Annotated in this window: 15 protein-coding genes; 10 read left to right on the top strand and 5 right to left on the bottom strand. The window is 37.7% G+C overall.

Going from position 1 to position 13,951, the window contains the following annotated elements; genetic code table 11:
* The first annotated feature begins 130 nt into the window (after positions 1-130).
* Genes JIN86_RS04485 through JIN86_RS04455 form a run of 7 tightly spaced genes read left to right on the top strand, consistent with a single transcriptional unit; the run spans position 131 to position 5,638 of the window.
* Positions 131-1,459, top strand: coding sequence for an LLM class flavin-dependent oxidoreductase (locus tag JIN86_RS04485; RefSeq protein ID WP_202341324.1), 1,329 nt, complete (start codon positions 131-133; stop codon positions 1,457-1,459).
* 45 nt (positions 1,460-1,504) lie between these two features.
* The gene (locus JIN86_RS04480; RefSeq protein WP_009373860.1) at positions 1,505-2,518 is read left to right on the top strand and encodes an LLM class flavin-dependent oxidoreductase; all 1,014 of its coding nucleotides are present in this window, start codon (positions 1,505-1,507) and stop codon (positions 2,516-2,518) included.
* Positions 2,519-2,531: 13 nt separating this feature from the next.
* The gene (locus JIN86_RS04475; protein WP_004226351.1) at positions 2,532-2,810 is read left to right on the top strand and encodes a glutaredoxin family protein; all 279 of its coding nucleotides are present in this window, start codon (positions 2,532-2,534) and stop codon (positions 2,808-2,810) included.
* 20 nt (positions 2,811-2,830) lie between these two features.
* Entirely contained in the window at positions 2,831-3,655 is an 825-nt protein-coding gene (locus tag JIN86_RS04470; protein WP_004226352.1) for a transporter substrate-binding domain-containing protein, read from the top strand.
* 24 nt (positions 3,656-3,679) lie between these two features.
* A complete protein-coding gene (locus JIN86_RS04465) occupies positions 3,680-4,384 on the top strand; it encodes an amino acid ABC transporter permease (protein ID WP_202341323.1) in 705 nt (234 codons plus the stop codon).
* 12 nt (positions 4,385-4,396) lie between these two features.
* Positions 4,397-5,110 carry an amino acid ABC transporter permease gene (locus tag JIN86_RS04460; protein ID WP_066037537.1) on the top strand — a complete coding sequence of 238 codons (714 nt, stop codon included), beginning with the start codon at positions 4,397-4,399 and terminating at the stop codon, positions 5,108-5,110.
* Between the two features lie 15 nt (positions 5,111-5,125).
* The gene (locus JIN86_RS04455; protein ID WP_009373866.1) at positions 5,126-5,638 is read left to right on the top strand and encodes a GNAT family N-acetyltransferase; all 513 of its coding nucleotides are present in this window, start codon (positions 5,126-5,128) and stop codon (positions 5,636-5,638) included.
* Between the two features lie 46 nt (positions 5,639-5,684).
* Here JIN86_RS04455 and JIN86_RS04450 read toward each other — a convergent pair whose 3' ends face one another.
* Together JIN86_RS04450 and sspI are read right to left on the bottom strand one after the other, a co-directional pair.
* The gene (locus JIN86_RS04450) at positions 5,685-7,064 is read right to left on the bottom strand and encodes an FAD-binding oxidoreductase (protein ID WP_202341322.1); all 1,380 of its coding nucleotides are present in this window, start codon (positions 7,062-7,064) and stop codon (positions 5,685-5,687) included.
* Between the two features lie 78 nt (positions 7,065-7,142).
* On the bottom strand, positions 7,143-7,352 hold the full coding sequence (gene sspI / locus JIN86_RS04445; RefSeq protein WP_004226361.1) for a small acid-soluble spore protein SspI: 210 nt from the start codon (positions 7,350-7,352) through the stop codon (positions 7,143-7,145).
* 235 nt (positions 7,353-7,587) lie between these two features.
* Here sspI and JIN86_RS04440 point away from each other — a divergent pair, with 235 nt between their 5' ends.
* A complete protein-coding gene (locus JIN86_RS04440; protein WP_004226364.1) occupies positions 7,588-8,115 on the top strand; it encodes an RNA polymerase sigma factor in 528 nt (175 codons plus the stop codon).
* A gap of 198 nt (positions 8,116-8,313) precedes the next feature.
* Positions 8,314-10,458 (top strand): bifunctional diguanylate cyclase/phosphodiesterase, encoded by a 2,145-nt coding sequence (locus JIN86_RS04435; RefSeq protein WP_370568636.1) that lies wholly within the window; start codon positions 8,314-8,316, stop codon positions 10,456-10,458.
* Positions 10,459-10,502: 44 nt separating this feature from the next.
* Here JIN86_RS04435 and JIN86_RS04430 read toward each other — a convergent pair whose 3' ends face one another.
* From JIN86_RS04430 to JIN86_RS04420, 3 genes are all read right to left on the bottom strand, one after another.
* Positions 10,503-10,694: an H-type small acid-soluble spore protein gene (locus JIN86_RS04430; protein ID WP_004226369.1), complete on the bottom strand. Its 192-nt coding sequence runs from the start codon at positions 10,692-10,694 to the stop codon at positions 10,503-10,505.
* A gap of 12 nt (positions 10,695-10,706) precedes the next feature.
* Positions 10,707-10,871: a YfhD family protein gene (locus tag JIN86_RS04425; protein ID WP_004226371.1), complete on the bottom strand. Its 165-nt coding sequence runs from the start codon at positions 10,869-10,871 to the stop codon at positions 10,707-10,709.
* 131 nt (positions 10,872-11,002) lie between these two features.
* Positions 11,003-12,412, bottom strand: a complete 1,410-nt coding sequence (locus tag JIN86_RS04420) for a LysM peptidoglycan-binding domain-containing protein (protein WP_202341321.1) — start codon at positions 12,410-12,412, stop codon at positions 11,003-11,005.
* A 154-nt stretch (positions 12,413-12,566) separates the two neighbouring features.
* Between JIN86_RS04420 and JIN86_RS04415 the strand changes: the two genes are divergently transcribed.
* Entirely contained in the window at positions 12,567-13,916 is a 1,350-nt protein-coding gene (locus JIN86_RS04415; protein WP_054549973.1) for an FAD-binding oxidoreductase, read from the top strand.
* Positions 13,917-13,951 lie beyond the last annotated feature (35 nt).

The raw sequence follows: 13,951 nt of genomic DNA, 5'->3' as shown, positions 1-13,951 counted from the left end.
CACCACATAAAATTTTTTCTATTACTATACCTATTGCATATCGTCTAAAGGAACGGTAATATCATTCTCAATCCAATAAAACATACTTAACCACTATGTTTAGTAAATTAAAAATTGAGGAGGAATTGACATGGCTAGACAGGATAAAATTCGATTTGGAGCAATTATTCATGGGGTAGGAGGAAATATTTCTGGTTGGCGTCATCCAAAGGTGGTGAGCAATCAAAGTGTAAGCTTACCTTTCTATATTCAACAGGCTCAGAAAGCAGAGCAGGGAAAATTTGATGTAGCATTTATTGCGGATGGTTTATATATTAACGAAAAATCCATTCCTCATTTTTTAAATCGATTTGAACCTCTTACAATTTTATCGGCTTTAGCAGTAGCGACGAAAAACATTGGGTTAGTTGGAACAGTCTCAACTTCCTATAGCGAACCGTTTACAGTAGCACGACAATTCGCTTCATTAGATCATATTAGTGCTGGGCGTGCTGGATGGAATGTTGTAACGACTCCATTAGAAAGTACTGCTTTGAACTATAACAAAACAATCGACCAACATCCTAGCCATGCAGAACGCTACCAAATTGCAGAAGAATACTTAGAGGTTGTCCAAGGCTTATGGGACTCGTGGGATGATGATGCGTTTATTGCAGATGTCAACAAAGATCAATTTTTTGATCCAGAAAAATTACACACATTACATCATAAAGGGCGATATTTTTCAGTCCAAGGACCACTCAATATTGGTCGAACAAAGCAAGGCCAGCCCGTTATTTTCCAGGCTGGGTCGTCTGATGCAGGCATTCGATTAGCTGCAAAAGATGCAGATGCCATTTTTACACATGGGGCATCTATTGAAGAGGCACGGAAGTTTTACTCGAGAGTAAAAAAAGAGGTGGCAACATTTGGACGAAATCCCGAAGAAGTAAAGATTTTTCCAGGTATATCACCAATTATTGGCGATACGGTGGAGGAAGCAGAGACGAAATATCAAGAAATTGTTGAGTTAGTTTCCATAGACCGCGCTCTTGCTTATCTTGGGCGTTACTTCGACCATCATGATTTTACCCAATACGATGTGGATGCACCGTTTCCTGATCTAGGGGATATTGGAGCGAATAGCTTTAGAAGCACAACCGATTATATTAAACGTTATGCTAAGCAGGAGGGTCTGACATTACGTCAAGTCGCTTTACGCGAGGCGACACCAAAAACAGCCTTTTTTGGGACAGCTGAGCAAGTAGCAGATCTTGTACAAGAATGGTTTGAAAAGGAAGCAGCAGATGGTTTTATTATTGGCGTGACAGTCCCTGGTGCTCTTGAAGATTTTGTTGATAAAGTAGTGCCAATTTTACAAGCAAGAGGGATATATCGTAAAGATTATGAGGCAGATACTTTGCGTGGGAATTTAGGTTTACCCTTCAAAGAAAGTCGCTATATCAAACAATCTGTCTAAAAACCAAGTAATTATATTTGAATAAAAGAAATTGGGAGGTATTGTATGAGTTATACATTAGGCATATTAGATCAAAGCCCTATCATTGAAGGAGCAACCAATGAACAAGCATTACAAAAAACGGTGGCTTTAGCAAAACGAGCTGAGCAGTTAGGCTATTCACGTTTTTGGGTATCGGAGCATCATCATACAGAGTCATTAGCAGGCTCTTCTCCAGAAATATTAGTTTCTTATTTACTTGCCAAAACCAAATCCATTCAAATTGGGTCAGGAGGGGTTATGCTACAGCATTATAGCCCCTATAAAGTAGCGGAAAATTTCCATGTTCTAGCATCATTGGAGCCAGGACGAGTAGATTTAGGCATCGGTAAAGCCCCTGGTGGCTTGCCACTTTCCACGAAGGCTTTACAATATGGCACACTCAATCAAGGGGAAGATTTTGAAGAGAGACTAATATTTTTACAGCAATTAATTGAGCAATCCATACCAAAAGAGCACGAATTATATGGTATACAAGCAACGCCAATTCCAAAGACAAAGCCAACATTATTTTTACTTGGCGCTAGCCCTGAAAGTGCTGCTCTTGCAGGAAAACTCGGCATTGCATTTGTCTTTGCTCGATTTATTAATAGTGATAATGATGTGTTGGTGCAAGCGGCTTCAACCTATCGCAGTCATCATCCAAACGGTACTTTTGCGCTTTCCATTGCTGCACTTGCTGCTCCAAGTAAAGAGGAAGCGAAAGAACTAATAGGAGATCAAAAAATTACAAAGGTGCATTTAGCAAGTGGCAGAAGCCTGACGCTACAATCAGTAGAGCTAGCTGAGAAATTTGGTCAGGAATCTAGAGAGGAATATACAGTGGAACAGTATGAGGCCGATATTTTATACGGTACAGCAGAGGAAATTAAAGCCATTTTAGATAACTACCATGTACGATTCCAAATTGATGAATTTATTTTGCATACGCCCATCTTAAAGGAATTTGAACGTCAACGTTCGTTTGAGCTTTTAAGTCCTGTCCATTTGCAGTTACAGCAAAAGGTGAAGGTAATCTAAGGGAGGTCATGATATGACAAAAAGTTTAGATATAATCATTTGGTCGAAGCAAGGTTGTAGTTATTGCGAGGAAATAAAAGCTTATCTACAAGAACGACATATTTCCTACAAAACAGTTGATGTCACGTCTAATGATAATTTTAGAGACATCCTTGATATAAAGTATGGTGTTCGACATGTACCCGTTGTAGAAATTGGTTCAAGTGAAACAGGTATCTATAGAGCCGTAACAGCAATTGGTTTAGAGCATCTACAGAAGGCACTTGCCGTGAATCTACCCTCATATGCATAACAGAAGGAGAGAGGAATCTTATGAAAAAAATATCATTTTATTTGCTACTTGTGCTAGCAGCACTATTAACTGCGTGTGCAAACTCAGAAAAAACAGTTGGTGACGCCAGTGCTCAAAAAACAGCACAGCGTGGCAAGGATGTTCAAAAAATTATAGTTGGTACGGGAACTCAGTTTCCAAACATCTGTTTTTTAGATGACAAGGGAAATTTAACTGGTTATGATGTAGAGCTTGTTCGTGCAATTGATGAGAAGCTACCCGAGTATGAGTTTGAATTTAAAACAATGGAATTCTCCAATTTATTACTAAGTTTAGAAACAAGAAAAATAGATTTTATTGCCCATCAAATGGAAGTTAATAGTGAGCGCGAGGAGAAGTTTTTATTTAATAAAGAACCGTATAATGTTTTCCCATTAAAGGTGACAGTCAACGAGAAAAATAATGCAATTCAATCCATTGAGGATTTAAAAGGGAAAAATGTGAGTGTCTCACCAACAAGTAACTCAGCTGTCTTTATTGAAAAATATAATAAAGAGCACAATTTAGGAGCAAATATCGTTTATTCTTCTGGCTCAGTTGATGTTAATAATCAACTTGCAACGGGACGAATTGATGCCATTATTACCACACCGTTTGCTGTTCGATACTATAACGAAAGCAATGAGGCACAGCAAAAGGTTGTAGGTGATGCATTATTAAATTCAAAGGTCTACTTTTTACTCAATAAAGATGAAGTGAAGTTACAGGAGCGCTTAGATGAAGCAATCGTTGAATTAAAGAATGAGGGGGTAGTGAGTGAGCTTAGTAAAAAGTGGTTGGGTGATGATTATACAGTAGACTTCTAATGAATAGGAAAGGAAGATGGCAGTATGGAAAATAACTTTGATGTCGTGCTAATTGCGGAAGTACTTCCAACATTGCTTAAGTATTTACCCATAACTTTCGAGATTCTAGTATTCTCCATACTTTTTGGTATGATGCTTGGGATTGTGCTAGCCATACCAAAGCTACTTCACATACCAATATTGAAGCAAATTATTACAATCTATATATCCTTTATTCGTGGTACACCCATTTTAGTGCAGTTGTTCTTAGTATTTTACGGTATACCCGCATTGTTAAAGCTCATTCATATTGATGTGACACGAATGGATGCAATGTATTTTGTTATTATTACGTACACATTCAGCAATGCGGCAGCCTTTGCCGAAATATTTCGTGCAGCAATTTTAACCGTTGATCGGGGTCAAATGGAGGCGGCCTATTCAGTAGGCTTAAGTGGATCACAGGCTTTTATGCGAATTGTTTTTCCACAGGCAATACGTGTTGCTTTTCCAAATATAGCAAATACAATGATTAGTTCATTAAAAGATACATCGTTAGCATTCTCCATCGGTGTAATGGATATGGTGGGGAGGGGAGAAACCTTGATTGCTTCTACGACACGAGCGTTTGAAATCTATGTAGCTTTGTCAATTGTTTACTATGTCATCGTGATAATCCTTGAAAAAGTATTTAAATTTAATGAACGCTATTTTAATCGCTATATGCCAAAGGTGCTTGCTTCACAATAGGGGGAATATGCTATGACCATTGATATCGCTTTTATAGTAGAAGCATTACGAGAAATTAGTAAAGTAATACCGTTAACCTTATTCATGACTATTACACCTGTTTTATTAGGAATCGTTATTGGCATAATTGTAGCTTTCGTGCGCATTCAACAGATAAAAATAGTCTCATCTGTACTTAATTTTTATGTTTCATTTTTCAGAGGAACACCTATCATTATGCATATCATGCTCGTTTATTTTGGCTTGCCAATGCTAGTTGATAGTGTGGCTAATTTGCTTCATTTAAAGATACAATCAAATTCTATTCCTATTTTATTTTTTGTCATACTAGCCTTAACACTTAGTGCAGGGGCTTATGCCTCAGAAATTATTCGTTCAGGGATATTAGCTGTACCTAAAGGACAATTAGAAGCAGCATATGCGATTGGATTAACATTTCCTCAAGCGATGCGACGTTATATTTTACCACAAGCATTTGGGCAATCTATTCCCAACTTGACGAATGTTTTTATTGGTTTTTTACATGCTACATCATTAGCATTTTTCCTATCCATTAAAGAATTGACCGGTGTGGCAAATATTATTGCGTCCATGAACTTAAAGTTTTTAGAGTCATTTATTGCTGTTGGTCTTATTTATTGGGGAATTTCAATCATCGTAGAATGGGTGTCACACCGAATTGAAAAAAGAGTAACAGCCTATAGTAAAGGCGGTTTTTCATCATAGAAAGGGGAAATTAGAATGACAGTAGCGAACATTGTGATTGAACATTTACAAGAGGAAGATTATGCAAGCTATCTTGAAGTTTTAGTTGAGAGCTATGCGCAATATGAAAAGGACTATGAAGACCCAGAGCGCTGGCAATCATATTTAAGTGATATCCGTGCTTCGGTTGGTAATCCGAATGCAGAAACAATTCTAATTGCAAAACGCGGAGATGACATATTAGGTGGATTACAACTATTTACGGATGCAGGGAAAGCGTATGGCTTGCCAGAGCTAAATATTCAATCGACGATTGTGCGCTTATTAGGTGTGCATCCAAAAGGCAGAGGGCAAGGGGTTGCTAAGAAATTATTAAATGAAAGTTTTGCCTTTGCTAGAAAGAGACAGGATCAGGCACTTTATTTACACTCAGGTGATATGATGCAGGCTGCCATAAATCTTTACTTATCATTAGGTTTTGTGCGAGATGAGTCGAAGGAATTTTACAAGGGAGATATATTAGTCAAGAGCTTCCGTTATGATTTATAATGATAAACCCGCTGATGCTCTAGTCAATCAGCGGGTTTAATGTTAATTATAGTGTGAAAATCTTTCCTGGATTCATAATGTTAAGTGGATCAAGCGCTGCTTTTATGCTTTTCATGACGACTAAAGAGGTACCATGCTCCGTGGCTTGGTATTTCATTTTGCCAATGCCAACACCATGCTCACCCGTACATGTGCCACCACGAAGTAATGCATATTGCACGATTTGTTCATTGAAGCGATCCGCTTTTGCCTGCTCCTCGGCGTCATTTGGATTTAACATTAAAAGTGCATGGAAATTTCCATCGCCCACGTGGCCCACAAGCCCACCTGCGAGTCCAACATGATCAAGCTGTTCTCGTGCATATAAAATGGTTTCGGCAAGCACAGAGATTGGTACACAGACATCCGTTGACATGAGCTTCTTACCAGGATAAGCATGAATATATGCATAGGCTAAAGAATGTCGTGCTTCCCAAAGCTTATTACGAGCAGCATTATCTTGTTCGAATTCGACGGATAGACAGCTGTAGTCCTCGAAAATTTCTGTAGCAAATGCGATATCCGCATGCATACCCGCTTCGTTTCCGTGGAATTCTAAAAACAATGTTGGTTTTTCGCTAAAGGATGTATCGTTATAGACATTGGCTTGCTTCATAGAGGATTCATCGACCAATTCCACTCGACCAATTGAACTACCAGCCTGTAATAAGGCGGCAACAGCACTCACAGCATCTCCAACTGTGTCAAAAACAGCTCGCCCCGCTGTCACAAATTCAGGTATACCATACACTTTTAACGTTAACTCCGTAAAGCAGCCAAGTGTTCCTTCTGAGCCGACAAATAGACCATTTAAATGATAACCAGAAGAGGATTTAGCGGCTAAATTACCTGTATGGATGACAGAGCCATCTGCAAGGACAACCTCTAAATCACGAACCTGATCACGCATAACACCGTAACGCACAGCAGTTGTACCACTAGCATTCGTCGCAGCCATGCCACCTAGTGTTGCATCTGCACCTGGATCCACTGTGAATTGTAGACCGTGTTTTTTTAACTCCTTATTCAGCTGAGAGCGTGTGACGCCAGGCTGAACTTTTACAAGAAGGTCGTCAGGTCGAACTTCTAAAATCGTATTCATTTCAGAGAAATCAATAGAAATACCATGTGCAATAGGAATCGCGTTTCCTTCTAAGCTGGAGCCAACACCGAATGGTACAACTGGTACACGTTGTGCATGTGCAATTTTTAAGATGGCACTGACATCAGCTGTGGAACGGGGAAAGACAACGATATCAGGTAATCTCATCATATGATGAGATTCATCCTTTCCATGTAGCTGTCGTACCGTTTCGTTTGTTGACACTTGTTCTTCTAATAAAACCTGTTTGAGTTGATTGACAAGTAATTCTACTGCAACAGTCATTCCAATCCCTCCAAATTTTCTGATAAGTAAAACTTTATCACGCATTTATTGGAAATGGAATGCACAGTTCATTAAAAATCAGTTAGCAAATACTTTTTCTAATTTTTGAACAAATTCATCTTGTTCTGATGGACTGGATTGCTTCCACCATTTTTCAAAAAACACCCCAAGCCCTGGTAGTAAATGCTCTTCTCCACGATTAATAGCATCTTCCACAATGTCTTTGAATTCTGCGGCAGATTGACCATGTACATTCGCTGTAATTGCATCTCTTATTTGAAAATTCATCTATATCGCCTCCTTAGTAGTAATTTGTCCAACTAACGTTTAAATATGTATGAAATACCAAAGAAAATAGATAATTTTTGCAATAACTTTGGGGAATTATGACTAAATATGCCAGGCATTTTATTCTTTCTGTGCGCTGAAATGTTGAAAATGGGCATTAGCTCTCAAGCAACATGACGGTCTAAGATTGTGCTACCTAGGAAAATTGAACTGTGCACAGTTGATAGGAAGTAGAATGTCTATTCGAAACGATCACAAGCTTTCATTAACACAATCTTTTGAAGAAATTTTAGAGGCAGTGCAACCAATGATTACAGCCATTTTCACGCAGCTCCATATTTACAAGGATTTTGATTACTATCGTCATATTGCTTCTATTGCTGTATGGAGGGCATGGCTAAAAGCAGATCCAGCAAAGGGACAATTTTCTGCTTATCTTTATTCTTCGATAAAAGGTGAGATTCTAAATGAATTATCAAAGGAAAAAAACTATTCAGAGCGAATAACGGTTGTTGATGGTGAAACACTCAATTTTATTCTTAATGACTTGGAGGGATGGGACAATCAAAAAAATCCTAGCTTACTTGAGATTAAGTTGTCTCAGCTTAAGCAGATAGAAAGAGAAATATTACTACTTTATTATGTAGAAGATTACAGTGATCCAGAAATAGCCAATACACTAGGTCTATCTGTTGCTGCTATCAAAAAAAGAAGGGTTAGAATCGTCCAGAGGCTGAAATCTCAACTTTTCAGAGTGGAATAATGCACTAAAAATATCAAAAGTATGCTAATATTGAAATAAAATGAATATTAGCATACTTCACATAGGTGCATACAAATTCCGATAAAAGTGTTATGATTTGTAAGAAGTCAAAGAAATATACAATTCAAATTTAAATAATCGATATAGATAGATAAAATTTCCTAGTGAATGTTTAGATAGTAGTATGGAGGGTTTGGAGTGGAGAGATGGTTTAATCCGATAGAGAAAAAAGAGATTTGGTACATGGTATTACCCTTATTACTTGTCATACCATTACTGAGCTTTAGCAATCAAATATATGGTGTTTTCCAAGGTAACATGTATCAAGATATAAAATTGGTGATACAAGTATTAATCATCGTTTTTACAATGGCAATTGCGATCCAATCCTATTTAGTATTTTCACACTTATTATCCAATCAAACTTTATACATAGGAAACATGTTTTTCATTATTGCCTTATTAGAATTAATTAGCTTGTTTTTTAGCCAATCTAGAGAATGGAACTTTATGAACGAGCCTCTACATATATTAATGCGTTTGTACTTAGCCATTGGATTTATACTTATTATTTTAAACCCTAAAAAGCGATTAACCATGAATCATCGGATACTGACATATGGTTGTTCGATGCTTTTCGTTCTAGGAAGCGTTTTTCTGGCTTATAATTCGCCCAAAATATTGCCTGAAAATTGGTTAGATACGATTGATAATATGGTACACCTAATTGCTATTATTCTTCAAATTTTAACCATTGCTATTGTTAGTACATATGTAAAAAAATTACCGAAGCGTTCCATGTGGCTCATTAGCGCAGCTATTTCTCTCATTGTGAGTGATATCTTCTTTATTGTTTGTCAAGATCAAAATGCAATATGGGATTTCTCAGCACTGATCTATCAGTTTTTAGCATTCTATTTTTTCCTAAAGGCGATTTATTATACATCTGTGGAAAAACCATTTCAGCAGCTATTGAAAATTAAAAAGGATCTTGAACAATCTCAACAGGAACTTCGATTCCAAGCTTATCATGATGATATTACATTGTTGCCAAATGAACATCTACTATTAAAGACGTTAAAAGAAAATTTACATCAACATAAAGCGCAAAAGGCTATTATTGCCATAGAAATTGATCGCTTTGCGGCAATTCGTTCGTCCATTGGTATAAGTAACTCTAATACAATGATGAAACTTGTTGCAGAACGAATTCAATCGATTGTACCTCCACATTATTTTGCAACTAAACTGCGTGAGGGACAATTTGTTATTTATATTGACCATGTAAAGACGATTGAGGAACTACTGCAATTTTGCTTAAATCTTAAAAGTGCCATGACAGATCCTTTACAGGTCCAATTATTTTCATTGAATGGCAGTCTAAATATTGGGATTGCTCTCTATGAGGAGCAATGGACTGGTGAAGAGCTATTAATGCATGCACAGTTAGCGATGCGAGAGGCTAGACAAATACCTCAAAGATTTCTTTTTTATAAACCGTATATGTCTAAAGGTATTGCAGATCGAATATTGTTAGAGCAAGACTTACATAATGCGTTAGCAAATAATGAATTTTACTTAGACTATCAACCACAGGTTAACTTAAAGACAGGCACCATCGAATCGGTCGAAGCTTTAGTACGCTGGCGTCATCCAACGCGTGGCTTTGTTCCACCTGATGTCTTTATTCCTATTGCTGAAGAATGTGGCCTTATTATCCCGCTAGGTAAATGGATTTTAGAAACCGCATGCACACAAGCGAAAGCATGGGAGAAACAAGGCTTACCTCCAATGAAAGTGGCAGTAAATTTATCACTTGGCCAGTTATTTCAACAGGATTTAGTAGAAATGGTACAAGATATTTTACAACGTACCAATTTAGATCCGTCATTTTTACAATTAGAAATTACAGAAAGTATGACCATGAATATTGATCAAATGACACAGCTATTACATGAGTTAAAGGCATTAGGTATCCAAATTGCTGTAGATGATTTTGGAACAGGTTATTCCTCTCTATCTTATTTAAAGGAATTCCCAATTGATTGTTTAAAAATTGACCGAACATTTGTGAGAAACGTGCCACATAATCCAAATGATGAAGCACTTGTTTCCATGATTATTTCGATGGCTAAACATTTACGTTTGAAGGTTGTGGCAGAGGGCATTGAAGAAGTGGAGCAATTATCTTTTCTAATAGATGGTGGCTGTGATTATATTCAGGGCTATCTATTCAGTAAGCCAATATCCCCTCAGCAAATGACCGAAACCTATAAAGATTTACATCATCGTGTGGAGGAAGTATTAACACAACTTCAATATATTGAAGATTATATTATTTAAAAAAGAACCTGCTTATTACTATTGAGTAAGCAGGTTCTTGCTGTTTAGTGAACGAGATATTCTTCTTTTAATTCGGATATAGCTACTTCAGATCGCTCTTCTAAAGAACGGCGTAGGTGAACTGTCGCTGTTTTTTCATCATCGTGGAGCTGATCGATCCAGATGGAAACGCCATTATAGCTCACTTCAAATTCTAAAGGTGAGGCGACAATTTCTTGTGCACGCTGAAAATCCAACTGAAGCCCCCCTTATTTTTTCTGCTTATTCTTATTTTGTGTGACTGTATTAATTAGCTCCATAAACTCTTGAGAAAATTCCTCACTCACCTTATTTGGTGCAATCTTTTGGTTTTTTGGCGTTTGAGGTAATGAGCCTTTATTATTGCTTTGACCTTGTTTATTGTCTCTTCCCATGTGAGTTGCTCCTTTCCTGTTGATATAAATTAATATGGCTTTGAAATGAACTTTTTATCCCGTCAGCACAGATCGCACTTCACAAGGAAAAATTCGCATAGCTCTTTGTTTATTGCGAACAATAATGAGTATTAAGATTTTTTAACAGAAAAATTATCGTTTAATAAAACCCAATTTTGAGGAAACGGGAATCCTAATGCCCAATAGCTAATGCCACGTAAGTTGTAATGTTTAGTCATGTCGAATTTGGCTTGTGCACTTCTTGCATCTTCAAACCATACCTCGTGCTGCCTTCCTTGCTCATCAACATATCGATAAAAAGGAGATTGTGCCGTTGGATCATACTGAATTGTTGCCCCGTACTTGATGGCCCTATTGAGCGCTTCCTGCGGGCTAAATGTTTCGGCTTCTTGGCCTTTGACATGAGGTAAGAGCCAATCACGCGCATACAACTCAAAACCCAATAAGATTTTATCAGCTGGTATTTCGGTTAAAGCATACTCCACGACTCTTCGCATTTCATTAATGGGGGAAATGGCTTGTGGAGGGCCAAGACGATAGCCCCATTCATATGTCATTAATACAACAAAATCTGCTATTCTCCCATGTGCTTCGTAATCATGCGCTTCATATAATGTCCCAGTTTGTGAAGCACTTGTTTTAGGTGCGAGCGCTGTTGAAACTAAATAGCCTTTTGGGTGAAGGGTATCCACAGCCAATTGAATAAAGGCATTGAAATTTTCTCGATCGGCAGGTAAAACATTTTCAAAATCAATATTTAATACTTGATAACCTTTATCTTGCATCACCTGTAACACATTATTCATGACCTTTTTACGTAATTCTGCATTGGACAAGACGACATGTGCTAAATTAGAGCCTTCTTCTGTAGAAGTAAAATTAGTGAGCGTTAACATAGGGATAATATGTTTAGCCTTTGCTGCCGCTATCATATTTTCATCAGTAATGGGCTGTAATGTCCCATCTTCCTTCATCTTATAAGCAAAAGGACTAAAATAAGTTAGTAGATGACCAATAGCATTAATGGAGTCTACAGCTTCATCTGAAGGTTGGTAGGAATAAGCATTGACTTCAATCGTTGGTAATTTTCTTAGAATCATCAATTGTGAACCAACATAAAGCATATTGGGATTGTTTAGTTTATTTTCTATAGCAATGGCTTGAACGGTCGTACCATAGCGCTGTGCTATTTGCCATAAAGTTTCTCCTGGCTGCACGATATGAACAATGGGTGGAATAATTAATTTCGTTCCTGGTGTTAATTGATCGGGATTCGTTAGATGATTTTCTAATATGATAGATTGCAAGGGAACGCTAAATTTCTGTGCGATTGACCATAACGTATCTCCTTTTTGAACGGTATAAATTGTATAAGGAGAAGGGATAACCAGTGATTGTCCGATGGCTAATTGATCAGGAGTAGCTAATGCATTTAATTGGCTAATAGATTGAACAGGTACGGCATAACGATTAGCGATTTGCCACAGTGTTTCGCCAGCACTTACCACATGGATAAGCATAGAACACCTCCAACACGTTGTTGTTATTAGTGCATCATATGTTTCAAGTGTGGAAAAGAGTATTTTAGTGTGATTCTAGAAAAAAGCTGAAATTTCAAATTCTTTCTCAATAAGTTGCATAGGATAAGTATCATTGTGAGAAAGGGGCTTGATGTTGAAAAAGGCGAAGCTCACAGGAAGAATCGTCACGCCTGAAGATTCGGATTATGAACAAGCGAGAACGAATAATAATTTAAATAATCCCAAATATCCGAGTGTCATTGTGTTTTGTCAAAAAACGAAAGATGTGGTTAATGCATTAAAATGGGCTAGAGAAAACAATGAGCCTTTCAGAATTCGAAGCGGTCGTCATAGCTATGAAAATTTTTCTTTAGTAAATAAAGGGCTTGTCATTGATGTAAGTGATATGAATGATATTTCGGTAAATCTCTCAGAAATGACGGCTAGGATTGATGCTGGAGCTAATATGGGAAACGTATACCGTACATTATGGGAGCATGGTGTTACCATTCCTGCTGGTACAGAAAGTAGTGTTGGGGTGGTCGGTTTGACCCTTGGTGGTGGGATTGGGATGCTATCACGACCATTTGGATTAACTTGTGACAATCTTATTGAAATCGAAACGGTGGTAGCTAGTGAACATGAGGGTGCTCAGGTAATTAGAGCGAATAAGCAACAACATCATGATTTGTTTTGGGCAAGTCGTGGTGGAGGAGGAGGCAATTTTGGTATAGTCACTTCTTTGACATTCAAGCTTCATGCGATTAATGAGGTATCACTGTTCTCTATTACATGGGGATGGGATGACTTTGAAGTGGCCTTTGATGCATGGCAAAAATGGGCTCCCTATACAGATAAGCGTCTAACCTCACAGATTGAGCTAAAAACAAAGGAAGTAGGTGAGATAGTCGCACAAGGTGAGTTTATAGGAACAGCAGCTGAATTAAAGAAATTGCTTCGCCCTCTTAGAAAAACAGGCTTGCCAACAAGTATTTGGATAAAGGAAGTGCCATATAGCAAGGCAATAGAATTTTTTGATTTACCAAGCGGTAATCAGCCTGCGTATCGAAAAAGATCAGGGTCATTTTTGGAGAGACCGTTTCCATATAAGGCGATTCAGAGGATGAAAGAATTTTTAGCCCATGCACCTAATTCAAATACAACAATATGGCAACAGTCTTTAAGAGGAGCAGTAGGTGAAATTGCTCCCCAGCATACAGCCTATTACTATCGCAATGCGATAATAGCTCAAGAATATAATACTTCCTGGAAAAAACCGAAAGAGGAAGAACAAAATATTAAGTGGGTAGAAAATTTACGTCAAGCTTTATCACCTTATACGTCTGGTGATTATGTGAATTTTCCAGATCGATATATTAAGGACTGGCATACAGCCTATTACGGACGTAATTTTAGAAGGCTTCGTGAAGTGAAAACAAAATATGATCCGTATAATGTATTTCAATTTCAGCAGAGTATCCCACCTATTAGGAAGTGGTTGTAGCTGGAGAATGGAGCAGGTGAAGCGGCACTCCTGCT

This window comes from Lysinibacillus sp. HST-98 (assembly GCF_016757845.1).
GTDB lineage: Bacteria > Bacillota > Bacilli > Bacillales_A > Planococcaceae > Lysinibacillus > Lysinibacillus capsici.
Note: the sequence above shows the minus strand (reverse complement) of the source record. Positions and strands in the feature narration are given on the sequence as shown.